General features: G+C 72.3%; 27 protein-coding genes. 19 read left to right on the top strand and 8 right to left on the bottom strand.

Going from position 1 to position 25,572, the window contains the following annotated elements; genetic code table 11:
* Window positions 1–19: 19 nt before the first annotated feature.
* Window positions 20–1,276, bottom strand: a complete 1,257-nt coding sequence (locus BSB02_RS25345; RefSeq protein WP_240506647.1) for a molybdopterin molybdotransferase MoeA — start codon at window positions 1,274–1,276, stop codon at window positions 20–22.
* Window positions 1,277–1,399: 123 nt separating this feature from the next.
* Between BSB02_RS25345 and BSB02_RS25350 the strand changes: the two genes are divergently transcribed.
* The 9 genes from BSB02_RS25350 to BSB02_RS25390 all read left to right on the top strand — a co-directional run bounded on the left by BSB02_RS25350 (window position 1,400) and on the right by BSB02_RS25390 (window position 10,846).
* Window positions 1,400–2,377, top strand: a complete 978-nt coding sequence (locus BSB02_RS25350) for a 2-dehydropantoate 2-reductase (protein ID WP_084962574.1) — start codon at window positions 1,400–1,402, stop codon at window positions 2,375–2,377.
* Window positions 2,378–2,414: 37 nt separating this feature from the next.
* A complete protein-coding gene (locus tag BSB02_RS25355) occupies window positions 2,415–4,316 on the top strand; it encodes a molybdopterin oxidoreductase family protein (RefSeq protein ID WP_084962576.1) in 1,902 nt (633 codons plus the stop codon).
* Window positions 4,316–6,118 (top strand): NAD(P)H-dependent oxidoreductase subunit E, encoded by a 1,803-nt coding sequence (locus BSB02_RS25360; protein WP_084962578.1) that lies wholly within the window; start codon window positions 4,316–4,318, stop codon window positions 6,116–6,118. The genes BSB02_RS25355 and BSB02_RS25360 overlap by 1 nt, the downstream gene beginning before the upstream one ends.
* The gene (locus tag BSB02_RS25365; RefSeq protein WP_206184881.1) at window positions 6,118–6,957 is read left to right on the top strand and encodes a 2Fe-2S iron-sulfur cluster-binding protein; all 840 of its coding nucleotides are present in this window, start codon (window positions 6,118–6,120) and stop codon (window positions 6,955–6,957) included. Before BSB02_RS25360 ends, BSB02_RS25365 begins: the two co-directional genes overlap by 1 nt.
* Complete coding sequence (gene fdhD, locus BSB02_RS25370) at window positions 6,944–7,804, top strand: formate dehydrogenase accessory sulfurtransferase FdhD (protein WP_084962582.1); 861 nt, start codon at window positions 6,944–6,946, stop codon at window positions 7,802–7,804. Before BSB02_RS25365 ends, fdhD begins: the two co-directional genes overlap by 14 nt.
* A 96-nt stretch (window positions 7,805–7,900) precedes the next feature.
* Window positions 7,901–8,839 (top strand): metal ABC transporter substrate-binding protein, encoded by a 939-nt coding sequence (locus BSB02_RS25375; protein ID WP_084962584.1) that lies wholly within the window; start codon window positions 7,901–7,903, stop codon window positions 8,837–8,839.
* Complete coding sequence (locus tag BSB02_RS25380; protein ID WP_084962586.1) at window positions 8,827–9,615, top strand: metal ABC transporter ATP-binding protein; 789 nt, start codon at window positions 8,827–8,829, stop codon at window positions 9,613–9,615. The genes BSB02_RS25375 and BSB02_RS25380 overlap by 13 nt, the downstream gene beginning before the upstream one ends.
* Entirely contained in the window at window positions 9,612–10,460 is an 849-nt protein-coding gene (locus BSB02_RS25385; protein ID WP_084962588.1) for a metal ABC transporter permease, read from the top strand. Before BSB02_RS25380 ends, BSB02_RS25385 begins: the two co-directional genes overlap by 4 nt.
* Complete coding sequence (locus tag BSB02_RS25390; protein ID WP_084962590.1) at window positions 10,460–10,846, top strand: Fur family transcriptional regulator; 387 nt, start codon at window positions 10,460–10,462, stop codon at window positions 10,844–10,846. The genes BSB02_RS25385 and BSB02_RS25390 overlap by 1 nt, the downstream gene beginning before the upstream one ends.
* Here BSB02_RS25390 and BSB02_RS25395 read toward each other — a convergent pair.
* Window positions 10,789–11,670 (bottom strand): DMT family transporter, encoded by an 882-nt coding sequence (locus BSB02_RS25395; protein ID WP_240506648.1) that lies wholly within the window; start codon window positions 11,668–11,670, stop codon window positions 10,789–10,791. The two genes, BSB02_RS25390 and BSB02_RS25395, sit on opposite strands and share 58 nt — an antisense overlap.
* 101 nt (window positions 11,671–11,771) lie before the next feature.
* Between BSB02_RS25395 and BSB02_RS25400 the strand changes: the two genes are divergently transcribed.
* Window positions 11,772–12,320 (top strand): CGNR zinc finger domain-containing protein, encoded by a 549-nt coding sequence (locus BSB02_RS25400; RefSeq protein WP_084962594.1) that lies wholly within the window; start codon window positions 11,772–11,774, stop codon window positions 12,318–12,320.
* Window positions 12,321–12,359: 39 nt separating this feature from the next.
* Window positions 12,360–13,307, top strand: a complete 948-nt coding sequence (locus BSB02_RS25405) for a hypothetical protein (RefSeq protein ID WP_084962597.1) — start codon at window positions 12,360–12,362, stop codon at window positions 13,305–13,307.
* A gap of 43 nt (window positions 13,308–13,350) precedes the next feature.
* Here BSB02_RS25405 and BSB02_RS25410 read toward each other — a convergent pair whose 3' ends face one another.
* On the bottom strand, window positions 13,351–14,124 hold the full coding sequence (locus tag BSB02_RS25410) for an isoprenyl transferase (RefSeq protein ID WP_084962598.1): 774 nt from the start codon (window positions 14,122–14,124) through the stop codon (window positions 13,351–13,353).
* A complete protein-coding gene (gene recO, locus BSB02_RS25415) occupies window positions 14,121–14,858 on the bottom strand; it encodes a DNA repair protein RecO (RefSeq protein ID WP_084962600.1) in 738 nt (245 codons plus the stop codon). The genes BSB02_RS25410 and recO overlap by 4 nt, the downstream gene beginning before the upstream one ends.
* 108 nt (window positions 14,859–14,966) lie before the next feature.
* Here recO and BSB02_RS43105 point away from each other — a divergent pair, with 108 nt between their 5' ends.
* Together BSB02_RS43105 and BSB02_RS43110 are read left to right on the top strand one after the other, a co-directional pair.
* The gene (locus BSB02_RS43105) at window positions 14,967–16,475 is read left to right on the top strand and encodes a CDP-alcohol phosphatidyltransferase family protein (RefSeq protein ID WP_084962602.1); all 1,509 of its coding nucleotides are present in this window, start codon (window positions 14,967–14,969) and stop codon (window positions 16,473–16,475) included.
* A complete protein-coding gene (locus tag BSB02_RS43110) occupies window positions 16,472–17,188 on the top strand; it encodes a DUF5941 domain-containing protein (protein WP_084962604.1) in 717 nt (238 codons plus the stop codon). The genes BSB02_RS43105 and BSB02_RS43110 overlap by 4 nt, the downstream gene beginning before the upstream one ends.
* Window positions 17,189–17,301: 113 nt before the next feature.
* Here the strand turns inward: BSB02_RS43110 and BSB02_RS25430 are convergent, their stop codons facing one another.
* Entirely contained in the window at window positions 17,302–17,505 is a 204-nt protein-coding gene (locus BSB02_RS25430; RefSeq protein WP_084962606.1) for a Kazal-type serine protease inhibitor family protein, read from the bottom strand.
* A gap of 71 nt (window positions 17,506–17,576) precedes the next feature.
* Between BSB02_RS25430 and BSB02_RS25435 the strand changes: the two genes are divergently transcribed.
* From BSB02_RS25435 to rocD, 3 genes are all read left to right on the top strand, one after another.
* Complete coding sequence (locus tag BSB02_RS25435) at window positions 17,577–18,062, top strand: Lrp/AsnC family transcriptional regulator (RefSeq protein WP_084962608.1); 486 nt, start codon at window positions 17,577–17,579, stop codon at window positions 18,060–18,062.
* Between the two features lie 106 nt (window positions 18,063–18,168).
* Window positions 18,169–18,957, top strand: coding sequence for a dimethylargininase (ddaH, locus tag BSB02_RS25440; RefSeq protein ID WP_084962661.1), 789 nt, complete (start codon window positions 18,169–18,171; stop codon window positions 18,955–18,957).
* The gene (gene rocD, locus BSB02_RS25445; protein WP_084962610.1) at window positions 18,954–20,165 is read left to right on the top strand and encodes an ornithine--oxo-acid transaminase; all 1,212 of its coding nucleotides are present in this window, start codon (window positions 18,954–18,956) and stop codon (window positions 20,163–20,165) included. The genes ddaH and rocD overlap by 4 nt, the downstream gene beginning before the upstream one ends.
* A 117-nt stretch (window positions 20,166–20,282) precedes the next feature.
* Here the strand turns inward: rocD and BSB02_RS25450 are convergent, their stop codons facing one another.
* Both BSB02_RS25450 and BSB02_RS25455 read right to left on the bottom strand, forming a co-directional pair.
* Window positions 20,283–20,999, bottom strand: a complete 717-nt coding sequence (locus tag BSB02_RS25450; protein WP_084962612.1) for a class I SAM-dependent methyltransferase — start codon at window positions 20,997–20,999, stop codon at window positions 20,283–20,285.
* A 22-nt stretch (window positions 21,000–21,021) separates the two neighbouring features.
* A complete protein-coding gene (locus tag BSB02_RS25455; protein WP_084962614.1) occupies window positions 21,022–22,569 on the bottom strand; it encodes an alkaline phosphatase D family protein in 1,548 nt (515 codons plus the stop codon).
* A gap of 218 nt (window positions 22,570–22,787) precedes the next feature.
* Here BSB02_RS25455 and BSB02_RS25460 point away from each other — a divergent pair, with 218 nt between their 5' ends.
* Window positions 22,788–24,065, top strand: coding sequence for a Glu/Leu/Phe/Val family dehydrogenase (locus tag BSB02_RS25460; protein ID WP_084962615.1), 1,278 nt, complete (start codon window positions 22,788–22,790; stop codon window positions 24,063–24,065).
* 68 nt (window positions 24,066–24,133) lie between these two features.
* A complete protein-coding gene (locus tag BSB02_RS25465; protein WP_084962617.1) occupies window positions 24,134–24,613 on the top strand; it encodes a cupin domain-containing protein in 480 nt (159 codons plus the stop codon).
* Here BSB02_RS25465 and BSB02_RS25470 read toward each other — a convergent pair.
* Window positions 24,601–24,975 (bottom strand): VOC family protein, encoded by a 375-nt coding sequence (locus BSB02_RS25470; protein ID WP_084962619.1) that lies wholly within the window; start codon window positions 24,973–24,975, stop codon window positions 24,601–24,603. The two genes, BSB02_RS25465 and BSB02_RS25470, sit on opposite strands and share 13 nt — an antisense overlap.
* 131 nt (window positions 24,976–25,106) lie before the next feature.
* Between BSB02_RS25470 and BSB02_RS25475 the strand changes: the two genes are divergently transcribed.
* The gene (locus tag BSB02_RS25475) at window positions 25,107–25,562 is read left to right on the top strand and encodes an SRPBCC family protein (protein ID WP_084962621.1); all 456 of its coding nucleotides are present in this window, start codon (window positions 25,107–25,109) and stop codon (window positions 25,560–25,562) included.
* The last annotated feature ends 10 nt before the right edge of the window (window positions 25,563–25,572 follow it).

The following is a 25,572-nucleotide window of genomic DNA, read 5'->3' on the forward strand; positions in this document are numbered from 1 at the left end:
CTTGACTTCACCGGCCTGTCTAGACCCCCATGGGCAACGGAAGGAGCTCCACGTGCCCGCCGTCCCAGCCCGGCGGCACCACGGCCAGGGCGTCCGCCAGGGCCGCTCCCCACAGCGAGCCGGGCCTGTCGTGGCCGACCGGGACCGCGCCCCCGGCGGACCGGCGCACCGGGACCAGGCGCGTGTCGTGGGGGTGCGTCCGCACGGGTCCGGCGAGCGTGCTCGTCTCGTACGGCTCGTCGCGGTGGGCCATCCGGCGCAGGATCGGCGCGAGGAGCGTGAGGGCCGCGCCGAGGGCCGCGAACGGGTTGCCGAGCAGGCCGACGACGAGGCCGCCGCCGAGGCGGGCGAGGAGCTGGGGGTGGCCGGGGCGTACGGCGACGCCGTCGATCATGACGTGGGCATCGAGCTCGGCGAGGACGGAGCGGAGGTGGTCGGCCGGGCCCCTGGAGGAGGCGCCGCAGACGACGACCACGTCCGCTCGGGCGTCGTGGAGGGCCCGGCGGAGGGGGTCGGCGCCGTCGGGGAGGAAGGCCGTTGCGGCCACCCGGCCGCCCGCCCACTCGATGAGGCCGGGCAGGACGGGGCCGATGGCGTCCCGAACGCGCCCCGGGCCCGGCAGGCCCTCGTGGACCACCTCGTCGCCGGTGACCAGGACGCTCACGGCCGGGCGGGGCCAGACGGCCAGCGTGTCGTGCCCGAGGGCGGCGGCGAGGCCCAGCACGGCGGGCGTGACTGTGGCCCCGGCGCCCAGCACGGCCTCGCCCTGGGGGATGTCCTCCCCGCGCCGCCGGATGTGCCGCCCGGCCTGGAGGTCGTGCTCGTCGAGCGGCTCCACCCATCGCTCGGGGGCCTCTCCAGGCACTCGCTCCCCGCCGCCGCCCGGCTCACCCGCCTCACCGGTGCGGGAAGGAGGGGGGACGTGGTCGGGGCGGGGGCGCTCCTCGGCATGCGCCTCCTCGTACGGCAGGACCGCCAGAGCGCCCTCCGGCACCGGAGCGCCGGTGGCGATCTCCACCGCCTCCCCGGCGCGCAACCGCCCGCCGTACGGCAGGCCGCCGGCCAGGACACGTCCCACCACCCGCCACGGCGCCGGGCCGGCCACCGCGAAGCCGTCCATCGCCGCCACGTCCACCCCCGGCACCGCGACCAGCGCGCGCAGGGGTTCGGCGAGGCGACAGCCGTACGCCTCGGGAAGCGGGACCGGGGCGGCGGCGAGCGGGCGGGCGGCGGCGAGCGCGGTCCGCCGCGCCTCCTCCCATGGGACGACCTGCATTCTCCCAGCATGGCGCGACGCGGCACCCGGTTGTCCCAGGACGGTCATGCGGCGGCTCCTTGACCCGAATTTTTCCATACTGTATACCGAATGCACGACCCGACGCGAGAACGGAACTCAAGCATGAAGGTCGCTGTTCTTGGCGCCGGCGCCATCGGCGCGTACGTGGGAGCCGCCCTGCACCGGGCGGGAGTGGAGGTCCACCTCATCGCCAGAGGCGCGCACCTCCAGGCCATGCGCGAGTCCGGTGTGCGGGTGCTCAGCCCGAGGGGCGACTTCACCGCCCATCCCCACGCCACCGACGACCCGGCCGAGGTCGGGCCGGTGGACCACGTCTTCCTGGGCCTCAAGGCGAACACCTACGCCGCCGCGGGTCCCCTGATCAAGCCGCTCCTGCACGAGACCACGAGCATCGTCGCGGCGCAGAACGGCATCCCGTGGTGGTACTTCCACGGGCTGAAGGGGCCCTACGAGGGCTACCGCATCGAAAGCGTCGACCCCGGCGGCGCGGTGAGCGCCGCCCTGCCCGTGGAGCGGGCCGTCGGCTGCGTCGTCTACGCGGCCACCGAGATCGCCGAGCCGGGCGTGATCCGCCACCTGGAGGGCACGCGCTTCTCCATCGGCGAGCCCGGCGGCGAGCCGACCGGCAGGTGCCTGGAGTTCAGCCAGGCGGCCGTGGCGGGCGGGCTGAAGTGCCCGGTCGAGACGGACCTGCGGCGCGACATCTGGATCAAGCTCATGGGCAACATCGCCTTCAACCCCATCAGCGCGCTGGCCCGGGCGACCATGGCCGGGATCTGCCGCCACCGCGGCGCCCGGGAGCTGGTCGTGGCGATGATGCGCGAGACCGTCGAGGTGGCGAGGAAGGTGGGCTGCGACCCCGGCGTCTCGATCGAGCGCCGCCTGCGCGGGGCCGAGAAGGCCGGGGAGCACAAGACCTCGACCCTGCAGGACCTGGAGAAGGGCAAGCCCATGGAGCTTGACGTGCTGCTGGCGGCGGTGGTGGAGCTGGCCGATCTCACGGGCGCGAAGGTGCCGACGCTGCGGGCGATCCACGCGGTGAGCGACCTGCTCAACCAGAACCTTGTCCGCGCAAGCTAGTCGGCATACCGTAGCCTGTATACAGAATGGAGGGATCATGGGATACGACCGCCTGACCCATCCCCTGGTGCGAGAGGGCGGCGAGCTGCGCAGGGCGAGCTGGGAGGAGGCGCTGGACCGCGCCGCCGAGGGCTTCCGGCGCAACGTCGCCAGGCACGGCCCCGACTGCTTCGCCATGCTGTCGTGCGCCCGCTCCACCAACGAGATGAACTACGTGGGCCAGAAGTTCACCCGCGTCGTGATCGGCACCAACAACGTCGACTCCTGCAACCGCACCTGCCACGCGCCGAGCGTGGCCGGGCTGTCGGCGGTCTTCGGCAGCGGCGGCGGCACCTCCTCCTACCAGGAGATCGAGGACACCGACGTGATCGTCATGTGGGGCTCGGCCGCCCGCGACGCCCACCCCATCTTCTTCCACCACGTCCTCAAGGCCCTGCACAAGGGCGCGCGGATGTTCGCCGTCGACCCGCGGCGCACCGGCACCGCCCGGTGGGCGCACCGCTGGCTCGGCCTCAACGTCGGCACCGACATCCCGCTGGCCCACGCCGTCGCCCGCGAGATCATCCACGCGGGCCTGCACAACGAGGCGTTCATCGAACGGGCCACGGTCGGCTTCGAGGAGTTCAGGCAGTCGGTCGAGCCCTGGACCCTCCAGGCCGCCGAGCAGGTCACCGGCGTCCCCGCCGCGGCCGTCCGCGAGCTGGCGCACGCCTACGCCACGGCCGACCGCGCGCAGCTGTGCTGGACGCTGGGCATCACCGAGCACCACAACGCCACCGACAACGTCCGCGCGCTGATCAACCTGGCCCTGCTCACCGGGCACGTCGGCCGGTACGGCTCGGGCCTGTCGCCGCTGCGCGGCCAGAACAACGTGCAGGGCGGCGGCGACATGGGCGCCATCCCCAATCGGCTGCCGGGCTTCCAGGACATCCTCGACCCCGGGATCCGGGCCCGCTTCGAGGCGGCCTGGGGCGTGCCCATCCAGCCCCGCCACGGCCTGAACCTCACCCAGATGCTGGAGGCCATGGCCGAGGGCGAGGTGACCACCTGCTACCTCATCGGCGAGAACCCCGTGCAGTCCGAGGCCGACTCGCTGGCCTGCATCAAGCGCCTGTCGATGCTGGACCACCTCGTCGTGCAGGACATCTTCCTCACCAAGACCGCCCAGATGGCCGACGTGGTGCTGCCCGCCGGCGCGGCCTGGTGCGAGTCGGAGGGCACCTTCACCAACAGCGAGCGCCGGGTCCAGCGGGTCCGCAAGGCCCTGGAGCCTCCGGGCGAGGCGCGCGACGACATCTGGATCCTGTGCGAGCTGGCCCGGCGGCTGGGCCACGACTGGCGCTACGACAGCGCCGAGCAGGTCTGGGACGAGGTCCGCTCGCTGTCGCCCGCGCACGCGGGCATGACCTACGAACGGCTGGAGAGGCTGCAGGGCATCCAGTGGCCCTGCCCGTCGGAGGACTCCCTGGAGCCGCCGTTCCTGCACGGCCGCCTGTGGGAGAGCGACCCCGCCAGGCGCGGCGCGCCCGCGCCGTTCGCCGTGCTGCGCCACTCGCCGCCGGTGGACGTGGTGGACGAGGAGTACCCGCTGCGCCTGACCACCGGCCGCCGCCTCGACTCCTACAACACCGGCGTGCAGTCCTCGGGCTTCCCCTCTCCCCTGCGCCGGGGCGAGACCATCGAGATGTGCCCGGAGGACGCCGAGAAGCTGGGCGTGGTCGCGGGCGAGGAGGTGCGGATCACCTCGCGGCGCGGGTCGGTGATCGCGCCGGTGTTCATCGACCCGGCGCTGCGGCCGGGCCTGGTGTTCATGACCATGCACTTCCCGGACGAGGTCGACACCAACTCGCTCACCATCGAGGCCACCTGCCCGATCGCGGGCACCGCCGAGTTCAAGGCGGCGGCCGTCCGCGTCGAGAAGCTCGTGGCGGTGGGCTGATGGACCTGCGCTTCCGCGACGCCGCGCCCACCGAGGAGGAGCGGGCGGCGGTGGACGCCCTCCTCGGCCCGCCCGCCACCGCCTGGGAGGGCGGCGCGCGCACCGAGGCCGACCTGCGCTTCGCCGCCCGGTCCGAGCCGCGGCGGGACCTGCTGCTGCCCGCCCTGCACGCGGTCAACGACCGGGTGGGGTGGATCAGCGAGGGGGCGCTCGACTACATCTGCCGCCGCCTCACCGTGCCGCCCGCCGAGGCGTACGGCGTGGCGTCGTTCTACTCGCTGTTCTCGCTGAAGCCGCGTCCGGCCCGGGTGCTGCACGTGTGCACAGACCTGGCGTGCCGGGCGCGGGGGGCGGAGGAGGTACGGCGGCGCGTGGAGGCCGAGCTCGGGCCTGCCGGGCTGGCGTGGCAGGCGAGCCCGTGCCTGGGCATGTGCGAGCGGGCCCCGGCGGCGCTGGCGCTGGAGGCGGGGGATCCGCCGTCGTTCGCCGAGTACTCCTTCGCGGACGCTCCGGGCAATCCCGGCTCCGCCGTACCCGGCGTGCTCGCCGTACGGGCCGAGGACCAAGGGGAGAGTACGGCGGGGCGGGGGCGGCCTGGAGTGCCCCAGGCCGGGCAGCCGGGCCTGGTCCTCCTCAGGCGCGTCGGCCAGGTCGACCCCGCCAGCCTGGACGACTACCGCGCCACCGGCGGCTACCGCGCCCTGCGCCGGGCCTTCGACCTCGGCCCCGCCGGGGTGATCCGGGAGGTGCTCGACTCGGGCCTGGTCGGCAGAGGCGGCGCCGCCTTCCCCACCGGCCGCAAGTGGGACGCCACCGCCCGCCAGCCCGACCACCCCCACTACCTGGTGTGCAACGCCGACGAGAGCGAGCCGGGCACCTTCAAGGACCGCGTGCTCATGGAGGGCGACCCCTACGCGCTCATCGAGGCGATGACGATCGCCGCCTACGCCACCGGCTGCGCCAAGGGCTACCTCTACATCCGCGGCGAGTACCCCACCGCCGTCCGCCGCCTCCGGCACGCCATCGCCACCGCCCGGTCCCGCGGCTTCCTCGGCGACGACGTCATGGGCCACGGCTTCGCCTTCGACATCGAGCTCAGGCGCGGCGCCGGCGCCTACATCTGCGGCGAGGAGACCGCGATCTTCAACTCGATCGAGGGTTACCGAGGCGAGCCTCGCAGCAAGCCGCCCTTCCCTGTGGAGAAGGGCCTGTTCGGCAAGCCGACCGTGGTCAACAACGTCGAGACGCTGGTCAACGTGCTGCCCATCCTGGAGCGCGGCGCCCGGGCCTACGCCGCCGCCGAGCCCAAGCTGTTCTGCGTCTCCGGATGCGTGGCCAGGCCGGGCGTCTACGAGCTGACCTTCGGCGCGACGCTGCGCGAGCTGCTGGACATGGCCGTCCCGACCGGCCGGGTCAGGGCGGTCCTGCTGGGCGGCGCCGCCGGGGCGTTCGTCACCGACCTGGACATCCCCCTCACCTTCGAGGGCACCCGCGACGCGGGCGCGACGCTCGGCTCCGGCGTGGTCCTGGTGATCGACGACACCGTCGACCTCAAGGGGCTGCTGCTGCGCATCGCCGAGTTCTTCCGCGACGAGTCCTGCGGCCAGTGCGTGCCCTGCCGGGTCGGCACCGTGCGCCAGGAGGAGGCCCTGCACCGCCTGTCGCGCCGCGTCGAGGACAGCGACCTGGTCCTGCTGCGCGAGGTCGGCCAGGCCATGCGCGACGCCTCCATCTGCGGCCTGGGCCAGACCGCGTGGAACGCCATCGAATCCGCCGTCGACCGCCTTGGAGTGTTCAAGTGATCCCGTTGCAGCCGCCCCGCCGGCTCGTCGACGTCGAGATCGACGGCCGGGCCGTCCGCGTGCCGGAGGGCGCCACGATCCTGGACGCCTGCCGGGCGGCGGGCCAGGACGTGCCGACCCTCTGCCACGGCGACACGCTGACGCCCAAGAACGCCTGCCGGGTTTGCGTGGTCGAGGTCGAGGGCGCGCGCACGCTGGCGCCGGCCTGCTCGCGCAAGGCCGAGCCGGGCATGTCGGTCAGCACCGGCAGCGAGCGCGCCCGGCACAGCCGCAAGGTCGTGCTGGAGCTGCTGGCCTCCTCGGCGGACCTGTCCACCACGCCGCGCGCCGCCGAGTGGATCGAGGAGTACGGCGCGCGGCCGGACCGGTTCGGCGAGCAGGCGGCCACGGTCGAGCAGCCCGCCAAGGTGGACAACGACCTCTACGTGCGCGACTACGCCAAGTGCATCCTGTGCTACAAGTGCGTGGACGCCTGCGGCGACCAGTGGCAGAACACCTTCGCGATCGCCGTGGCCGGACGCGGGTTCGACGCGACGATCTCCACCGAGTTCGACGCCCCGCTGACCGACTCGGCCTGCGTGTTCTGCGGCAACTGCGTGGAGGTGTGCCCGACGGGGGCGCTGTCGTTCAAGACCGAGTTCGACATGCGGGCCGAGGGCACCTGGGACGAGTCGCGCCAGACGCGCACCACGACGATCTGCAGCTACTGCGGCGTGGGCTGCAACCTCACCCTGCACGTGCAGGACAACAAGATCGTCAAGGTGACGTCGCCGCACGACAACCCGGTGACCCACGGCAACCTGTGCGTCAAGGGCCGCTTCGGCTATGGCTACGTCTAGGACCCTGCGCAGGCCGATCCTGCGCATCCGCGACGCGGCGCCCGCGCGCCGGGTCGACCAGCTGGCCGCCGAGGAGCCGCTGGAGATCAGGCTCGACGGCGTCCCGCTCACGGTGACGATGCGCACGCCCGGCGACGACTTCGACCTGGCGGCCGGCTTCCTGGTCAGCGAGGGCGCGGTGGGCGCCGCCGAGGACATCGCCACGATCCGCTACTGCGCGGGCGCCACCGTGGACGGCTCCAACACCTACAACGTCCTGGACGTACGGCTCGCGCCGGGCGTGCCCGCGCCGCGCCCGCGCAACTTCTACACCACCTCCTCCTGCGGGGTGTGCGGCAAGGCCTCGCTGGAGGCGGTGAGCACGGTGACGCGCTGGAGCGCCCGCGACGACCCGGTCAGGGTGCCGCTGCCGGTGGTCGCCACCCTGCCCGACCGGCTGCGGGCGGCCCAGCGGGTGTTCGACAGGACCGGCGGCCTGCACGCCGCCGGGCTGTTCACGGCCCGGGGCGAGCCGCTGTGCGTGCGGGAGGACGTCGGCCGCCACAACGCGGTGGACAAGATCCTGGGCTGGGCGCTGCGCGGCGGGCGGCTGCCGCTGGCCGGGACCGTGCTCACGGTCTCCGGGCGCGCCTCGTTCGAGCTGGTGCAGAAGGCGGTCATGGCCGGGATCCCCGTGCTGGCGGCGGTCTCGGCGCCCTCGTCGCTGGCGGTGGAGCTGGCCGAGGACCAGGGGCTGACGCTGATCGGGTTCCTGCGCGGCGAGTCGATGAACGTCTACACGGGTGAGCACCGGTTGGACGTCACCCCGGGCGCCGGTGCCGGCTCCACCGGCGCACACCCGGGGTGATGACGGGATGCCGGCCGGCGCCCGGCCCCCGGCGGCCGTTCGGCATCCCACCCCGCGATTTTGACAACCATTTTCATTTCGCGGCATACTGGCCACATGATGTCAGGAAATATCCGGCTGCGAGCTGCCGGTTTGCTGGCCGGGGCCGCGCTGCTCACCACCACCGCCTGCGGCGCGGGAGCCGCCGAGACCGCCGCTCCCGGAGGCCGGCCCGAGGTGGTCGCCGCGTTCTATCCGCTGCAGTGGGTGACCGAGCAGGTCGGCGGATCCGACATCAAGGTCACGACGCTCACCGCCCCCGGCGTGGAGCCGCACGACCTGGAGCTCAATCCCCAGCAGGTCGCCCAGATCGGCGCGGCGGCCCTGGCGGTCTACATCAAGGGCGTCCAGCCCGCCGTCGACGAGGCCGTCGAGCAGCACGCCGCCGGCAAGAGCTTCGACGCCGCCACCGCCGTCCGGACCCTCCCCGCCGCCGCGCACGCCGAGGAGGGACACGAGGAAGAGGGGCACGAGCACGAGGTCTCCTACGACCCCCACATCTGGCTCGACCCCTCCCGCCTGGCCACCGTGGCCACCAGGCTCGGCGAGCGCCTGGGCGAGGCCGACGCCGCCCACGCCGAGGCCTACAGGGACCGCGCCGCCAAGACCGCGGCCACGCTGACCTCGCTCGACCAGGAGATGGCCAGGGGTCTGGCCTCCTGCTCCGTCAAGACGCTGGTCACCGGCCACGAGGCGTTCGGCTACCTCGCCGACCGCTACGGGCTCAAGCAGGTCGGCATCACGATCGACCCCGAGAGCGAGCCCTCCCCCGCGCGCATCGCCGAGGTGGCCGAGGTGGCAAAGCGGGAGAAGGTGACTACCATTTTCACCGAGACCCTCGTCAGCCCCAAGGCCGCCGAGGTGCTCGCCAAGGAAGTGGGGGCCAAGACCGCGGTCCTTGACCCCCTGGAGGGCCCGCCGTCCGGCGGCGACTACGTGTCGGCGATGCGGCGCAACCTCCAGACGCTCCAGACCGCGCTGGGATGCTCCTCTTGACAGACACTGCCTTCGCGATGACCGGCGGCCAGGTGATCCTGGACGGTCGGCACGTGCTCCGCGGCATCGGCCTGACCGTCCGCGCCGGCGAGGTCGTGGCCGTGCTCGGCGCGAACGGATCGGGCAAGTCCACCCTGGTCCGCGCGCTGCTCGGCCTCACGCCGCTGGCCGCCGGCTCCACCCTCCTGTACGGCGTGCCGCCCGCGAGGTTCCGCCAGTGGTGGCGCATCGGCTACGTCCCCCAGCGCCTCCAGGTCGGCGGCGGGGTGCCCGCGACGGTGCGCGAGGTCGTGGCCTCCGGGCGCATCGCGCGCCAGCGCAGGCTCCGCCCCACCAGCTCGGCCGACCGCGCGGCCGTCGCGGCGGCGCTAGAGGCCGTGGGGCTGGCCGACCGGGCCGGGGACCGCGTCCAGGACCTGTCGGGCGGCCAGCAGCAGCGCGTCCTCATCGCCCGGGCCCTGGCCGGCGAGCCCGACACCTACGTCATGGACGAGCCCACCGCGGGCGTCGACGCCGAGAGCCAGCGCATGCTCGCCCGCACCCTGGCCACGCTGGCCGGGCAGGGCAAGACCATCGTCCTGGTCGCCCACGAGCTCGGGCCGCTGGAGCCGCTGATCACGCGCGGCATCGTGCTGCGCGACGGGCTGGTCGCCCACGACGGCCCGCCCCCGCAGCCCGAGGGCGAGTGTGCGCGGCCCGGGCACGAGCACGTGCACCCGCACGAGGAGCCGCAGGCCGTGGCACGCGCCCTTGAAGGATGGCAGGTCAAGCCATGATCGAGCTGCTCGGCCTGCCGTTCTTCCAGCAGGCGCTCCTGGCCGCGCTGCTGGTGGGGCTGTGCGCGCCCGCGGTCGGCACGTTCATCGTGCAACGGCGGCTGGCGCTGCTCGGTGACGGGATCGGCCACGTGGCCCTGACCGGCGTCGCGCTCGGTTTCCTCACCGGCACCGCCCCTGTGCTGACCGCCGTCCTGGTCTCGATCGCCGGCGCGGTCACCATCGAGCTGGTGCGGGCGCGCGGCAAGACCACCGGGGACGTGGCGCTGGCCCTGCTGTTCTATGGCGGCATCGCGGGCGGCGTGCTGCTCATGGGCATCGCCCCGGGCGGCAGCAACGCCAAGCTCAACTCCTACCTGTTCGGCTCCATCGCCACCGTCGCCGCCGAGGACCTGTGGGTCATCGCCGGCCTGGCCGTGGCCGTGATCGGCGTGGTGGTGGCGTTCGGCCGCGAGCTGTTCGTGCTGTGCCAGGACGAGGAGGTCGCCCGGGCCAGCGGGCTGCCGGTGCGGGCGCTCTCCATGATCATCGCGGTCACCGCCGCGCTGACCGTGGTCATCGCCATGCGCGTGGTGGGCCTGCTGCTGGTCAGCGCGCTCATGGTCATCCCGGTGGCCACCAGCCAGCAGTTCACCCGCGGCTTTCGCGCCACGATGCTGCTGGCCATGGCCTTCGGCGTGATCGCGGCCGTGGGCGGGCTGCTGGGCTCGACCATGTCGGCCAGGGTGCCGCCCGGCGCCGCCATCGTGCTGCTGGCGCTGGCGGGGTTCGCTCTGGCCCTGCCAATCGGTAGATTCGTCCGTCGGGGAAGCCGGGGAAGGTCGGGGAAGGAGGTCACGGGGTGATGACGAGCCGCCGCGAGGCCGTGCATGACATCCTGCGCAAGAGCGAGGGTTTCCGCAGCGCGCAGGACGTCTACGCGCAGCTGCGCTCCGCCGGCGCCAAGATCGGGCTGACCACCGTCTACCGGGCCCTCCAGGCGCTCGCCGACGGCGGCAAGGTCGACGTGCTCCGCACCGACGACGGCGAGTCCGTCTACCGCGCGTGCGCCACCGACACGCACCACCACCACCTGGTCTGCCGCAAGTGCGGGCACACCGTCGAGGTGGCCGGGCCCGCCGTCGAGCGCTGGGCCGAGGCCGTGGGCGCCGAGCACGGCTTCACCGAGGTCACTCACACCGTCGAGGTCTTCGGCACCTGCTCGGGCTGTTCCACCTCGGCCCGGTCCTGATCGCGGCGGGAGCCGTACAACACGCCGACCACGATCACCGCGCACCCGGCGAGCTGGAGCAGCGAGGGGCGCTCGCCCAGCACGGCCGTGGACAGCGCCATCGTCGTCATGGGCTGGATCAGCAGCAGCAGGGCCGTGAGGGCGGCCGGCTGGCGGGGCAGCGAGTAGGAGATCAGCACCCAGCCGGCCACCTGCGGTCCCAGCGCGAGCAGCAGCAGCCAGCCGTGCGCCGGCCACGACGGCATCAGATCCGCGCCGCCGAAGACGGGGCTGAGCAGGGCGATCAGCGCGGTCGCCACGGCCGTCGCGTGCGCCAGCGACCCGGCGGCGTGGTCGGAGCCGCCCTTCATCAGCAGCAGGAAGCCCGCGTAGGCGATCGAGGTGGCCGCTCCGGCCGCGACGCCGAGCAAGGGGTCGCTGCCGTAGGCGGCGCCGTCGAAGACGCCCGAGATCAGCACGACGCCGCCGAACACCACCGGCGTGGCGGCCATGAGCCGCCGGGACGGCCGCTCGCGGAACAGCGCCCACGCGGCGAACGCCACGATGAACACCTGCAGGTTGCCCAGCACGGTGGCCAGCCCGGCGCCCACGAAGCGGATGGTGTGGTGCCAGAACAGCAGGTCGAAGGCGAACAGCACGCCGGCGGCCCACGCGAACAGCATGCCGCGCCGAGGCATGGGGCCGCGCCGCCGGCGCTCCAGCCAGGCCAGCAGGATCATCGGCGGCACCGCGTAGGCGCAGCGGAACAGCGCCGAGGTCGCCGGGGACACCTCCGACAGGCGCACGAGCGGCGCCGAGGTGGAGATGATGAGTGCGCCCGCCACCGCGATCAGGATGAAACGGCGATGTGCACTCACGGAATCCCCCCGCATGCCGATAGTAGAGATACCCTTCACGCTAGGATCCGGCGCAGTCAGGAGTCAATATGCCGTTTGGCCATGACATGGTGCATTCGCTGGCCACCGTCGTCGAGCTGGTCAACACCTCCCCCGCCGTCAACGGCACCGACGAGCTGGGGGACCTGCACGACCTTCAGGCCTTCGTCGAGTCGCGCCAGGTCAGCGGCGTCGGGACGCTGACGCCGCGTGACCTGGGCCAGGTGCGGCTGGTGCGCGAGGCCTTCCACCGGGTCTTCACCGCGCCCGACCAGGCCACCGCGGTGCGCCTGCTCAACTCGCTGCTGGCGGAGACCAAGATCACACCGCGGCTGACCGAGCACGACGGGCATCCGCTGCACATCCACTACTTCGCGCCCGACGCCACCCTCGCCGAGCACGTCGCCGCCGACTGCGGCGTGGCGCTGGCGCACCTGCTGGTGGAGGGCGAGTGGGAGCGGCTGCGCACCTGCGCCGCGCCCGACTGCCAGCGGGTGTTCGTGGACGAGTCGCGCAACCGGTCGCGGGTCTACTGCGACAGCCGTACGTGCGGCAACAGGATGCACGTCGCCGCCTACCGGGCCCGCCGCCGCGCCTAGCCCCGGAACCCTCCGGCCCGGCCGTTCGTCGTAGGAGGCGTGGACAACCGGCTGCGCGCTCTGGACCAACGGCTGATCGACTGCGCCGCGCGGGTGCGCAGGGGCGACCACCTGCGCCGCCTGCGCGCCACGACCGTGGGGCAGATCGAGGAGGTACGGCAGGCGCTCGCCGGGCTGGAGGCGGCGCTGGCCAAGGAGGAGCGGGACGTCTCCCGGCTGGAGGGCGGGTTCGCCGGCTTCCTGGCCGGGCTCATGGGCTCCGGGCGCAAGCAGGAGCGGCTCACCAGGGAACGGGCCGAGGCCGAGGCGGCCAGGGAGCGGGTGCGCGGCCATCGCGAACGGCTGGCGCGGCTGGAGAGCGACCTGGCGGCGATCGACGCGGAGCTGACGGAGCTGACCCCGGCGTACGAGGAGTACCCGCGCCTGCTGGCCGACAAGGAGCGGCTGCTCGTCGAGGGGGGCGACGCGCGGGGCGAGGAGCTGGTACGGCTGGGCGCCGAGCTGACCGAGGTGGCCTCGCGGCTGCGCGAGTACGACGAGGCGCAGCGCGCGGGGGCGGCGGCCCAGCAGGCGCTCGGCGTGGTGCTGTCCCTGCTGGAGGGGGCGCGCGCGGCCTCGACGTGGGACATGCTGGGCTCGAACACCGCCGACCTGGTCGAGCGCAGGCGGCTGCAGGGCGCCGACCAGGCGGCCTGGCACGCGCAGCGGGCGCTGGACGTCTTCGCGCGGGAGCTGGCGGACGTGGGGGTGGCGGCGAGCCCCCAGTTACCGGCGGTGGACACGCGGTGGTTCGTCGACACGTTCTTCGACAACGTCATCACGGACATGCTCAAGCACCAGCGGATCACGCGGACCCGCGACGACGTGGCGGCGACGGCGCAGTGGGCGCAGCAGACGCTCGCGGCGCTGGCGGCCCGCGGGGAAAAGCTCGCCCGGCGCCGGGCCGACCTGCTCGCCCGGCGTGAGCGGCTGCTCGTCGAGGCCTGAGCCGGGCGGCGCGCCTCGCCGCCCGTCGTGCGGGGCCCGGGGCTCACACCGGGTTGGGGACGGCTCCACCGTACCGCCTGTCGCGCTTGGCGAAGATCTCGCACGCCTCCCACAGGTCGCGCCGGTCGAAGTCGGGCCACAGGCGGTTCAGGAACACCATCTCGGCGTAGGCGGACTGCCACAGCAGGAAGTTGGAGATGCGCTGCTCGCCCGAGGAGCGGATGAACAGGTCGACCTCGGGGATGTCGGGCTCGTCCAGGTAGCGGGCGAAGACCTTCTCGTCGACCTTGCGCGGGTTGACCTTGCCGGCGTTGATGTCCTGGGCGAGCTTGAGCGCCGCCTCGACGATCTCGGCCTGGCCGCCGTAGTTGACGCAGAACTGCAGCGTCAGCGTGCGGTTGTGCTTGGTCATCTCCTCGGCGGTCTCCAGCTCGGAGATCACGCTCTTCCACAGCCGGCCCGGCCGGCCCGCCCAGCGCACCCGCACCCCCATGGCGTGCAGCTCGTCGCGGCGGCGCCGGATGACGTCGCGGTTGAACCCCATGAGGAAGCGGACCTCCTCGGGCGAGCGCCGCCAGTTCTCGGTGGAGAAGGCGTAGGCGCTCAGGTAGGGGATCCCCAGCTCCAGCGCGCCCTCGATGACGTCGAACAGCGAGGACTCGCCCGCCTTGTGCCCTTCGGTGCGGGGCAGGCCGCGCTGCTTGGCCCAGCGGCCGTTGCCGTCCATGACGATGGCCACGTGCCGGGGGATCAGCTCGCGCGGGATGGGCGGCGGCACCGCGCCGGACGGATGCGGCGACGGGGGTCTCACACTCACGGAATGGGCTCCCTTTCTACGTGTCGAAGAGAGCGTATGCCGTGTTCGAGGTGCCATTGGAGGTAAGCGGCGACCAGGCCGCTGCATTCGGCCCGGTGCCGCCTGTCGGAGACGTCGGCGCTGGCCCAGTCGCCCCGCAGCAGCGCGGCCATGAGCGCGAGGGTCTCCTCGGCCGGTACGGCCGAGCCCGACGGCCGGCACGCCCCGCACACCGCGCCGCCGGCCACGATGGCGAAGGCGCGCACGCCCGGCGACTGGCAGCGGGCGCAGTGCGTCAACGCGGGGGCGTACCCGGCCACGGCGAGCGAGCGCAGGAAGAAGGCGTCCAGCACCAGCCGGGCCTCGTGCAGGCCTTCCGCGAGCGTGCGCAGCCCGCCGACCAGCAGCAGGAACTGCTTGAGCGCCGGTTCCTTCTCGCCGTGCGTGAGGCGGTCGGCGGTCTCCAGCATGGCGTGGCCGGCGGTGTAGCGGGGGTAGTCGTGCGCGAGGGCCTCGCCGTACGGGCGGATGGTCTCGGCCTGGGTGATCACATCCAGCGTGCGGCCGGTGTGGAACTGCAGGTCGACGTGGGTGAAGGGCTCCAGCCTGGCCCCGAAGCGCGAGGTCGTGCGGCGCACGCCCTTGGCCACGCCGCGGACCTTGCCGGTCCGTTTAGTGAGGATGGTGACGATCCTGTCGGCTTCGCCTAGTTTGGTGGTGCGGAGCACAACGCCTTCGTCACGATAGAGACTCACCTGCGCATTCTACGGAGCGCGGCGGCGATGAACCGGGGTTGAACGGGCTTTACTCGGAGCTCACTAGACTTTGACGCATCCGTTCTCCACCCCCCTCGAAAGGGAGCCATGACCCGCGTGGTCCTGCTGGGCTCTCCGCCCGGCCATGACACCGCTCCGACCGGCCTGAGGCTGAGCGCGCTGCCCGGCGAGCCCACCGTCGGCCAGCAGCTGCTCAGCCAGGTCCGTTCCCTGGATCCGGAGCCCGCCACGATCGCCCACGCCGACGTGGCCGCCATGCTGCGCGCCCTGGCCGACGTCGCCGACGCCGCGACCGACAACCTCCTCATCCTCCCCGACAACTCGGTCGTCCACGACGAGCTGATCTACCAGATCACCAAGACCAAACGCGGCGCGCTGGCCCTGATCGTCAAAGAGCCGCGCCCCGACAACGGCGAGGAGACCGACGAGCTGCCCCCCATCGAGGAGGCGGCGCCGGAGATCGGCTCCCGCACCTTCGAGGGGTTGGCCGTCCGCACCCGCGCCGGCAAGTCGCGGGTGGTGTCGGTCGGCACGGCGCACCACGCGGTCACCCGGCCCAACGCCGTCCTGCTCGGGCCGCTCTACCTGCACGCGCGGCACGCGCCGCTGCTGGCCGAGACCTGCCGCGAGCTGGCGGGCATGGCCCACCTGTTCGGGCCCGACGACGACCTGGTCCAGCTGGTGGCCTTCGGCCTGGTCCGCAAGGGCGTGTCGGTGGGCATCCGCGGCCGCCGCGACCTGTTCTACCGCCGGGTCACCACGCAGGAAGAGGCCAACGAGGCCGGCGCCGAGATGATCGGCATGGACGAGGACCGCGCCCGCCTCAACAACGCGGTCAAGGGCGCCGACGGCTTCTTCACCACCTTCTTCGTCAGCACCTACTCGCGCTTCATCGCCCGCTGGGCGGCCCGGCGCGGGCTCACGCCCAACCAGGTGACGCTGATCTCCATCGCGCTGGGCGTGGCGGCGGCCGCCTGCTTCGCCACCGGCCAGCGGCTGGGCATGGTCGCGGGCGGCGTGCTGATCTACTTCGCGTTCGTCTTCGACTGCGTCGACGGGCAGCTGGCCCGCTACGCCCGCAGGTTCGGCGTGCTGGGCGCCTGGCTCGACGCGACCTTCGACCGCTTCAAGGAGTACGTCGTCTTCGCCGGGCTGGCGATCGGCTACGTGGTGGCCGGGCACAGTGACGACATCTGGATCCTCGCGCTGGCCGCGATCGCCCTGCAGTCGGTCCGCCACCTGCTCGACTTCTCCTTCGGCGTGGCCAACCGGCGCCGCCCGCCGCGCCCGCTGCCCACCCTCGAGCTGAGCGCGCCCGACGACCGCCCGCTGCGCCAGCAGCTGGAAAAGCGCAAGGTCGAGCGCAGCACCGGCATCCGCGGCCTGCTGCGCATGTGGACCAAGGCCGGCCGCTACCGCGTCGTCCACTGGTCGCGCAAGATGCTGGTCTTCCCCATCGGCGAGCGTTTCGCGGCCATCGCGGTCACCGCCGCCCTCTTCGACGCCCGCGTGACCTTCCTCACGCTGGTGATCTGGGGTTCCCTCGCCGCCTGCTACTCGCTCACCGGACGCCTGATGAGGTCGCTCGCATCATGATCACTCAGCCGCAGGCCACTGCCACGCCGACCGACCCCGACGAGGAACGGCGGCGCATCCAGACCGCGCGCCTGCTCGCCTACCGCGACGACGGGCCCCTCGTCCACGCCGTGGCCCCCCGCCTGGGCCGCGGGCTGCCACCGGTGCCGATGCTGCTGGTCGCCCTGCTGGCGATCGTGGCGATGGCCGTCGCGGGGCTGCTGAAGCCTGGCTTCTGGCTCCTGGTCCCCGCGCTGGTCATGCTGGTGCTGGTGCTGCCCACCGCGCCGAGCCACCACCTGGGCCGCTTCGACTGGCTGGTGCCGCCGCTGCTGCGCGGCGCCGAGTTCCTGACGATCATCCTGGTCGGGCTGGCCGCCGACGCCCCCAAGTGGCTGCTGTACGTGCTGCTCTACGTCGTCGGCTACCACACCTACGACACGGTCTACCGCACGCGGCAGAGCATCTGGCCGCCGGCCTGGGTCTTCTACGCCGGCCTGGGCTGGGAGCTGCGCCTGCTGGTGATCGGCCTGGGCGCCGCCCTGGGCGTGCTGACCCCGGTGCTGGCCGTCCTGACCGCCTACCTGTTCGTGCTGTTCTCGGTGGAGAGCGTGCTGAGCTGGGTACGGCTGGACAAGGCCTCGGCGCAGGCGACGGCCGAGGCGGAGCAGGACCTGGAGGCCTCCCCCGAAGAGGCCCAGGAGGCCCTCACCGGCGAGGACGACAAGGGCTGACGCGACCCTCCCCCTGCTCAGGCCGGGAGGCGCCCGCGGCGACAGCGCCGGGCATGGCGGCGTTCGACGGCTTCGTCACGCCTCGCCTGCCGGCGCTGTCCCGCGTCGGGCGGCTACTGGGCCGGGCACGGGCGGGCGGCGACCCCCGCGCACGCCGCCGAGCACGCATTGGGGTAGGTCTTGCCGTCCTCCCCCACGACCGGCCGGTACTCCATCGAGCACACGCAGCCCGAACGCGGCTCACTGCCCTGCGCGGGCGCGGCGAGACCGGCGAGCGCGATGCCGCCGGCGACGAAACCGATCAGCACTCGAAACATTTTCGCGTCCTTTCGACTACTCTCGGTAGTCAAGAGTAATTGGCGCGCCCGACGCGGTATACAGGACTTTCGTGGAACTGGACCGACTTGACCGAGACATCATCGGCGCACTTGTGGAGGACGCACGGGCGACATATGCCGAAATCGGGCAGCATGTCGGCCTGTCGGCGTCCGCGGTGAAGCGCCGCGTCGACCGCCTCCGCCAGGCCGGCGCGATCACCGGGTTCAGCGCCCGCGTCTCCCCCCAGGCCCTCGGCTGGACCACCGAGGCGTACGTCGAGCTGTTCTGCCAGGGCAAGACCAGTCCCTCCGACATCGCGCTCGCCGTGAGCAGGTATCCCGAGGTCGTCTCCGCGGCGACGATCACCGGCGAGGCGGACGCGCTGCTGCACATCCGCGCAACAGACGTGCGCCACGTCGAGCGGGTGATCGAGCGCATCGCCGCCGAGCCCTTCGTGGTGCGAACCAAGTCGTCCATCGTGCTCTCCCGCCTCGTCGACGCGCCCGCGGGCTCCGCCGTCCCCGAGACGCGCAACGAATCGCCGGTGGCGGGCTGAAAGTCGCAACAGACCCGCGCGAACACGCATGCCGCATTGCTTGGCCTGCATAAACATGCATTCCTAGGCTTTCCTCCGTTCCCCCTCAACGACGATGGAGATCGGCATGCCCAAGCACTACCTGATGTGCCGCCCTGAGCACTTCGCGGTCGAGTACGCGATCAACCCCTGGATGGACCCCGAACAGGGCGCCGACCGCGACACCGCGATCAGGCAGTGGGAAGGGCTCAAGGCGGCCTACGAGGAGCTCGGCCACCAGGTGAGCCTCATCGACCCGGTCGAGGGCCTGCCCGACATGGTGTTCGCCGCCAACGGCGCGCTCGTGGTCGGCGGCCGCGTGTACGGCGCGAAGTTCGCCCACTCCGAGCGGGCCGCCGAGGGACCGGCCTACCTGCGGTGGTTCGCCGAGCGCGGCTACGCCACCAAGGAGGCGTCCTTCACCAACGAGGGCGAGGGCGACTTCCTCACCCTGGACGAGGTGATCCTGGCCGGCACCGGCTTCCGCACCGACAAGGCCGCACACCTGGAGGCCCAGGAGTTCCTCGGCCTGCCGGTCGTCACGCTCCAGCTCGTCGACCCGCGCTACTACCACCTCGACACCGCGCTCTTCCCGCTGGACGGGCGGAATATCGCCTACTACCCCGGAGCGTTCTCCCAGGGGAGCCAGGAAGTGCTGCGCCGGATGTTCCCCGACGCGGTGATCGCGACCGCCGCGGACGCGGAGGTGCTGGGTCTCAACGCGGTCAGCGACGGCTCCCACGTCGTCATCAACGTCGAGGCACAGGAGCTGCAGTTGGAGCTGAAGCGCCGCGGCTACGAGGTCATCCCGGTCGACCTGTCCGAGCTGCGCAAGGCAGGCGGCGGTCCCAAGTGCTGCACCCTGGAGATCCGATGAGCACCACCCGCGAACTTATCGAGGTCAGCGAGCGCCGCAGCGCGCACAACTACCACCCGCTGCCCGTGGTCATCCACGAGGCCCACGGCGCCTGGGTCACCGACGTCGAGGGCAGGCGCTACCTGGACTTCCTGGCCGGCTACTCGAGCCTGAACTTCGGCCACGGCAACCCGAAGATCATCGAGGCCGCCCAGGAGCAGCTGCGCACGCTCACGCTGACCAGCCGCGCCTTCTACCACGACCAGTTCGCCCGGTTCTGCCAGGGCCTGGGCGACCTGACCGGCAAGGACATGATCCTGCCGATGAACACCGGCGCCGAGGCCGTCGAGACGGCGATCAAGGTGGCCCGCAAGTGGGGCTACCAGGTCAAGGGCGTCGCGCCCGAGCAGGCGAACATCATCGTGATGGAGGACAACTTCCACGGTCGCACCACCACGATCGTGAGCTTCTCCACCGACCCGGACGCGCGCGACGACTTCGGCCCCTACACGCCCGGCTTCAAGATCGTCAAGTACGGCTCGGCCGAGGCGATCCGCGAGGCGATCGACGAGAACACGGTCGCGGTGCTGCTGGAGCCGATCCAGGGCGAGGCGGGCGTGCTGGTGCCGCCGGACGGGTACCTGCGGCAGGTCCGCGAGCTGTGCACGGAGCACGGCATCCTGATGATCGCCGACGAGATCCAGTCCGGCCTGGGCCGCACCGGCAAGACCTTCGCCTGCGACCACGAGGGCGTGGTGCCGGACATCTACGTCCTGGGCAAGGCGCTGGGCGGCGGCGTCGTCCCGGTCAGCGCCATCGCGGCCGACGCGGACGTCCTGGGCGTCATCAAGCCGGGGCAGCACGGCTCGACCTTCGGCGGCAACCCGCTGGCCTGCGCGGTCGGCAACGCCGTCATCGAGATCCTCAACACGGGCGAGTTCCAGGAGCGTGCCGCCCGGCTGGGCGAGCTCATGCACGCCAGGCTGACCGAGCTGGTGGGCAAGGGCGTCGTGGCGGTGCGGGGCCGCGGCCTGTGGGCGGGCGTCGACATCGACCCGTCGCTGGCCACCGGCCGCCAGGTGTCGGAGGCGCTGATGGCCCGCGGCGTGCTGGCCAAGGACACGCACGGCTCGACGATCCGGCTGGCTCCGCCGATCGTCATCTCGGAGGAGGACCTCCTCTGGGCGCTCGACCGCCTGGCCGAGGCGATCGCGTCCTTCCAGGAGTAACCGCTTCCCGGTACGGCGGCGCCGCCTCATCACCCCGGCGCCGCCGTACCGCCTCGGCCTTCACCCAGCACGGGACGGCCACCTCCCCCTCGTAGTCGTCAGGCCATGCCTGGGATGTCAGGCGGCGCGGCGCCAGGACAGCAGGCCGTCGGGCGCCGTGCCCGGCAGGAAGCCCGCCTCGGCCAGCTCGCGCTCCACGGTGGCCATGGACGGCCGGTATGCGTCGCCGACCACGACGTCCTCGCTGATCACCACGCCCCTGTGCCGGATGCGGTAGTGGTAGCGGGCCCTGACCAGCTCCTCCCCGACCTCCAGCACCTGCCCCCACACCTCGTACACGTGGCGCCCCACCCGGTAGGACCCCATCAGCTCGGACTCGCCCGGCACCGGGTTCCCGCGCTCGCGGAAGTTGAACACCAGCAGCCCGCCCGGCTCCAGGTTCCTGGCCAGCACCTCCCACAGCTTCGCGCGCTCCTGCGGCGGGAAGGCGTAGAGCACCGAGATCATCACCACCGCCTCGACGGGCTCGTCCAGGTCGGCGTTGAGCGCGTCGTAGGGCAGCACCGTGACCCGCTCCCGCAGCTCGGGCCGTTCCGACAGCCGCGACAGCAGCACCCCTCGCATCCCGAGCGACGGCTCGAGCGCGAAGATCTCCGCCGGGGTCGCCTCCGCGATCGTCATGGTGATCAGCCCGGTCCCCGCGCCCACCTCCAGGACGCTGCGCCGTACCCCGGACAGCGCGGCGGGCAGCGACGCCCGCACCTGCGGCACGTGGCCGTCCTCGTGCCACAGGTCGTAGAACGGCACGGCGACGGTGTAATGGTCAGAAGTCACGAAATCAGGACGATAATCGTTTTCATTTGATTTGTACAGAGCCCAGCCGGGACAGCTCGGGCGAGGCCTGGTACCAGGTCACCACGACCGGCTCGCCCAGCTCCAGCGTGGCCAGCGCGTTCTGGAACCACGGCCCCTTGGTGACGCGCCAGCGGAACGGCGGCCGGGGCAGTCCCGCCAGGCGCGCCAGGAAGCGCCCGACCAGCGTGGCGATGCCGAACTGCGTGACCACGTTGGCCAGGCGGAGCGCGCGGCTCAGCGGGTTGCGGAGGGGCGAGCAGACGATCTGGTGGATGTTGCCTGCCTGCGCGGCGTAGGAGTAGTGCACGTCGCCGGACAGGATGATCACCGGCTTGCCGAGGCGGTGGAGCAGCCGCCCGAGGGAGTCGAAGGACGCGCGGAAGGCCGCCCAGTGCTCCAGGTCGAAGGCCTGGCGGAAGGACTCCGACAGCCGGGCGACGAGCCTGCCCCACTTGCCGTCGCACAGGGCCTCGTTCCAGTTCTGGACGTAGTGGACGCCCTCGGGCAGCAGGTACGGGATCGACGAGCCGATGACCAGGCGTCCGGCGGGGGCCTTGAGCTGATGCTCCAGCCAGGCCCACTCCTCCGGGTCCAGCATCCTGCGGTCGCGCGGGGTGAGCTGCCTGGCGCACCGGGTGTCGATCATGATGAGCCGGGTGTCGCCGAACTGCCGCGCGTAGCTCCAGCGGTTGCTGCTCGGGTCGGCGTCGGCCCGCTCGGCGAAGGCGTCGAGCGCCTGGCTCGCGTCGCTCTCCCGCAGGCTCCTGACCAGCGGGTCGGCCGCGCGCTGGGCGGGCGAGAGGTTGCCGAGGTGCTGGTAGATCCAGTACGCGCCGAGCCCCGCCACCACGCGGCGCCGCCACCACGGCACCCTGGCCATCTTGCGCCGCCAGTCGCGGGAGGTGTTCCAGTCGTCGCGCAGGTCGTGGTCGTCGAAGATCATGGCCGTCGGGACCGTGGACAGCAGCCAGCGGATGTCGGGATCGGTCCAGGCCCGGCGGTACAGCTCGGCGTACTCCTCGAAGTCGGCGATCTCCTTCTTGGGCTCCTCGTCCGGCCCCCGGCGCGCGGCGATGAACTCCAGCATCTGGGGCGAGGGGTTGTCGGCGTAGACCTGGTCGCCCAGGAGCAGCAGCAGGTGCGGCCACTGCTCGCCGGGGGCGTCCATGAGGTGCCGGCCGTAGGCGCGCAGCACGTCCACGCCGTGGCTGAGGTTGTGCATGGCGTCGTGGGGCACGCTGGTACGGCAGGAGCCGAAGGCGATCTTCGGGCGGACCGAGCGCGGGACGAGCCGGATGCGGCTCGGCGGGTGGCCCTCGACCGGCCAGACCCGCTCCTCCCCCAACCTGACCTCGTACGTCACGTCGCTTGACAGATCGGTGAGATCCACCACGGCATAGTGGTGACCGTGAACGGTGAACGTCGGGGCGTGCCACTTGTGCCCGCCCGCCTCGACCGTGACCTCGCAGGGCTCGCTCGTCTCCACCCAGATCGAGGCGGTGGAGTCGTCGACGTATCGCAACATGGGTCCGACCACGAGTGCTGGCATGTCTCTCCTTCGTTCCCATGATCGGCCCGTTGCAACGCCGGCAACGAAGCGGCCACAAGGCCACAACAGACCAGCATGAATCCCGGGAAGACGCAACGCCCGCCACTAGGCAAGGTCAAAAAGCTCGCCATAGGATCTTTACGACAGATCGCCCAAAAGGGCTGGGCAACGGCGCCCGGCCCGACCGCCGGGCGACCGACCCAGGAGGAACTCCTTCCATGACCGTCATGGTGCCGTCAAGGACGCCGGCCCAGATCACTCCCGGGCGCCAAGCCCTCGACTCCGCCCTCCACCAGCTGGCCCAGGCCGCCGAGCATCTGGGACTGGACGAGGGCATGCACGCGATGCTCGCCACGCCCCGCCGTTCGCTCACGGTCTCGGTGCCCGTGCGCCGCGAGGACGGCCGGATGGACGTCGTGCAGGGCTACCGGGTGCAGCACAACATCACGCGCGGCCCCGCCAAGGGCGGCATCCGCTTTCATCCCGCCACCGACATCCACGAGGTCACCGCGCTGGCCATGTGGATGACCTGGAAGTGCGCGCTCGTGGGCATCCCGTACGGCGGAGCCAAGGGCGGCGTCGCCGTCGACCCCGCGACCCTGACCACCCGCGAGCTGGAGCGCCTGACCCGGCGCTACGTCAACGAGATCCTGCCCCTGATCGGCCCCGAGAAGGACATCCCCGCCCCCGACGTCGGCACCGACGAGCAGACCATGGCCTGGATCATGGACACCTACAGCGTCAACGCCGGCTACTCGGTGCCCGGCGTGGTGACCGGCAAGCCGACGACGCTGGGCGGCTCCCTGGGCCGGGCCGGGGCCACCTCGCGCGGCGTGCAGATCGTCGCGCTGGCCGCGCTGGGCCGCTCCCCCGAGGGCACGACCGTCGCCGTGCAGGGCTTCGGCAAGGTCGGCTCGCTGGCGGCGCAGTTCCTCGCCGACGCGGGCTGCAAGGTCGTGGCCGTCTCCGACGCGACGGGGGCGGTGTACCGCGCGGCCGGGCTGGACGTCGCCGGCCTGCGCGCCTGGACCGCCGAGTCCGGCGGCGTGCGCGGCTACCGCCACGCCGACGCGCTGTCCCACGAGGAGCTGCTGGAGCTGGACGTGGACGTCCTGGTCCCGGCCGCGCTGGAGGGCGTCATCACGGCCGGGAACGCCGCGCGGATCCGGGCGCGCCTCATCGTCGAGGGCGCCAACGGCCCGACCACCCCCGAGGCCGACGAGATCCTGGCGGCCCAGGGCGCCACGGTCGTGCCGGACATCCTCGCCAACGCGGGCGGGGTGATCGTCTCCTACCTGGAGTGGGTGCAGAACACGCAGGCCTACTCCTGGAGCGCGGGCGAGGTCGAGCTGAAGCTGCGCGACCTGATGGAGAGCGCCTACGGCGAGGTGCGGACGCTCGCGGCCGAGCGGGGCCTCACCCTGCGGCAGGCGGCGCACGTCATCGGCGTGGGCCGGGTCGCCGAGGCCCACCGCATGCGCGGCCTGTACCCCTGACCTGCGGCCGGGCGCGGGCACCGCACCCGCCCGCGCCCGGCCGGCCCTGCCGGGACATGATGGGGCACATGAGCTATCCCGAACCGCGCTACCTCGGCGACAAGGGCGAGATCAGCACCGTCCACCGGCCCGCCGGCCAGGGCCCCGACCTGGTCTACGCCAGCGGCGGCAGCGTCCACTACCTGGCCACCGGGCAGTCCACCGGCGGGCTGTTCGGCCTGTACCGATGGAACATGCCCGCCGAGCCGTCCGGCCCCGGCCCCCACTTCCACCGCACGATCTCGGAGTCCTTCTACGTCCTGGAGGGCACCGTCAAGATCTACAACGGCGAGAGCTGGCTGGAGTGCCACCCCGGCGACTTCGTCCACGTGCCCATCGGCGGCGTGCACGGCTTCCGCAACGAGTCCGGCGCGCCCGCCTCGATGCTGCTGCACTTCTCACCGGGCGCGCCGCGCGAGGGCTACTTCGAGGGGCTGCCGGACCTCGCCTCGCTCAGCGACGAGGAGAAGGCCGAGTTCTTCCTGCGCCACGACAATCACTGGCTGTAGGGGGCCGTGATGACCTCGAGGTTGTGGCCGTCGGGGTCGTCGAAGTAGAACCCGCGCCCGCCGAACAGGTGGTTGATCTCGCCTTCCTTCCTGTGCCCCGGGTCGGCCCAGTAGGTGAGCCCGCGCCCGGCGACCCGGGCGAGGATCGCGTCGAACTCCTCGTCGCCGACCAGGAAGCAGTAGTGGATCGGGCGGAAGTCCTCGGCCTCCATGTAGTAGAGCGTCACGCCGTTGGCGGTCTGGACCGGGATGAACCCGCCCCACTCCTGCTGGACCTCCAGGTCCAGCAGGCCGGCCAGGAACCGCGCGGAGGCCAGCTTGTCGCGGCAGGGAACGATGGTGTGGTTCAGGTCGACGGCCATGGCCCCTCCCTTTCCTGCTCCACCCCAGTATCCGATGAAGCCCCGCCAGGCGGGCCGTAAGGCCAGGGGAAGAAAGCCGTAAGCGGGTCCGGCCATCGTTGACTCGTCACCCCGACGAGAGGACTTCCACGATGAGCCCGCAGACGACCGCCGAGTACGAGATCGTCCGTTTCTTCGACGCGCCCCGCGAGGAGGTGTACCGCGCCTGGACCGAGCCGGAGCGCTTCGCCGCCTGGTTCGGCCCCCGCACCTTCGCCACCCCCGCCGACCGCGTGGTCCTCGACGTACGGCCCGGCGGCGCCTGGCGGGCCGTCCTGGTGGGCGAGGAAGGGTTCGAGGCCACGCTGGAGGGCGTCTACCGGGAGGTCGAGGCGCCTTCGCGGCTGGTGTTCACCACGGGCGACCCGGACAACCCGGGCGACGGGCCGGCGTCGGTCGTCACCCTGCACCTGCTGGAGAACGGCGGGCGCACCGAGATGCGCTTCCACCAGGCCGGCGTGAACACCGACGAGGAGCACGCCGAGCAGGCCAGGGAAGGCTGGCAGGAGTTCTTCGACCGGCTGGCCGAGCTGGTGGAGTCCGCCTGACCCGGCCCGC

It is taken from the genome of Thermoactinospora rubra, assembly GCF_002093975.1.
In the GTDB taxonomy this organism is placed as follows: domain Bacteria; phylum Actinomycetota; class Actinomycetes; order Streptosporangiales; family Streptosporangiaceae; genus Nonomuraea; species Nonomuraea rubra_A.

Excerpts from the sequence above, each read along its gene's own strand:
- BSB02_RS25350 (WP_084962574.1), top strand. The coding sequence starts at position 1,400 with ATGAAGGTCGCTGTTCTTGGCGCCGGCGCCATCGGCGCGTACGTGGGA.
- BSB02_RS25375 (WP_084962584.1), top strand. The coding sequence starts at position 7,901 with ATGATGTCAGGAAATATCCGGCTGCGAGCTGCCGGTTTGCTGGCCGGG.
- BSB02_RS25470 (WP_084962619.1), bottom strand. The coding sequence starts at position 24,975 with ATGGCCGTCGACCTGAACCACACCATCGTTCCCTGCCGCGACAAGCTG.
- BSB02_RS25460 (WP_084962615.1), top strand. The coding sequence starts at position 22,788 with ATGACCGTCATGGTGCCGTCAAGGACGCCGGCCCAGATCACTCCCGGG.
- BSB02_RS43110 (WP_084962604.1), top strand. The coding sequence starts at position 16,472 with ATGATCACTCAGCCGCAGGCCACTGCCACGCCGACCGACCCCGACGAG.
- BSB02_RS25380 (WP_084962586.1), top strand. The coding sequence starts at position 8,827 with ATGCTCCTCTTGACAGACACTGCCTTCGCGATGACCGGCGGCCAGGTG.
- BSB02_RS25355 (WP_084962576.1), top strand. The coding sequence starts at position 2,415 with ATGGGATACGACCGCCTGACCCATCCCCTGGTGCGAGAGGGCGGCGAG.
- BSB02_RS25345 (WP_240506647.1), bottom strand. The coding sequence starts at position 1,276 with ATGCAGGTCGTCCCATGGGAGGAGGCGCGGCGGACCGCGCTCGCCGCC.
- rocD (WP_084962610.1), top strand. The coding sequence starts at position 18,954 with ATGAGCACCACCCGCGAACTTATCGAGGTCAGCGAGCGCCGCAGCGCG.
- BSB02_RS43105 (WP_084962602.1), top strand. The coding sequence starts at position 14,967 with ATGACCCGCGTGGTCCTGCTGGGCTCTCCGCCCGGCCATGACACCGCT.
- fdhD (WP_084962582.1), top strand. The coding sequence starts at position 6,944 with ATGGCTACGTCTAGGACCCTGCGCAGGCCGATCCTGCGCATCCGCGAC.
- BSB02_RS25385 (WP_084962588.1), top strand. The coding sequence starts at position 9,612 with ATGATCGAGCTGCTCGGCCTGCCGTTCTTCCAGCAGGCGCTCCTGGCC.
- BSB02_RS25430 (WP_084962606.1), bottom strand. The coding sequence starts at position 17,505 with ATGTTTCGAGTGCTGATCGGTTTCGTCGCCGGCGGCATCGCGCTCGCC.
- BSB02_RS25400 (WP_084962594.1), top strand. The coding sequence starts at position 11,772 with ATGCCGTTTGGCCATGACATGGTGCATTCGCTGGCCACCGTCGTCGAG.
- BSB02_RS25360 (WP_084962578.1), top strand. The coding sequence starts at position 4,316 with ATGGACCTGCGCTTCCGCGACGCCGCGCCCACCGAGGAGGAGCGGGCG.
- BSB02_RS25390 (WP_084962590.1), top strand. The coding sequence starts at position 10,460 with ATGACGAGCCGCCGCGAGGCCGTGCATGACATCCTGCGCAAGAGCGAG.
- BSB02_RS25465 (WP_084962617.1), top strand. The coding sequence starts at position 24,134 with ATGAGCTATCCCGAACCGCGCTACCTCGGCGACAAGGGCGAGATCAGC.
- BSB02_RS25475 (WP_084962621.1), top strand. The coding sequence starts at position 25,107 with ATGAGCCCGCAGACGACCGCCGAGTACGAGATCGTCCGTTTCTTCGAC.
- BSB02_RS25455 (WP_084962614.1), bottom strand. The coding sequence starts at position 22,569 with ATGCCAGCACTCGTGGTCGGACCCATGTTGCGATACGTCGACGACTCC.
- ddaH (WP_084962661.1), top strand. The coding sequence starts at position 18,169 with ATGCCCAAGCACTACCTGATGTGCCGCCCTGAGCACTTCGCGGTCGAG.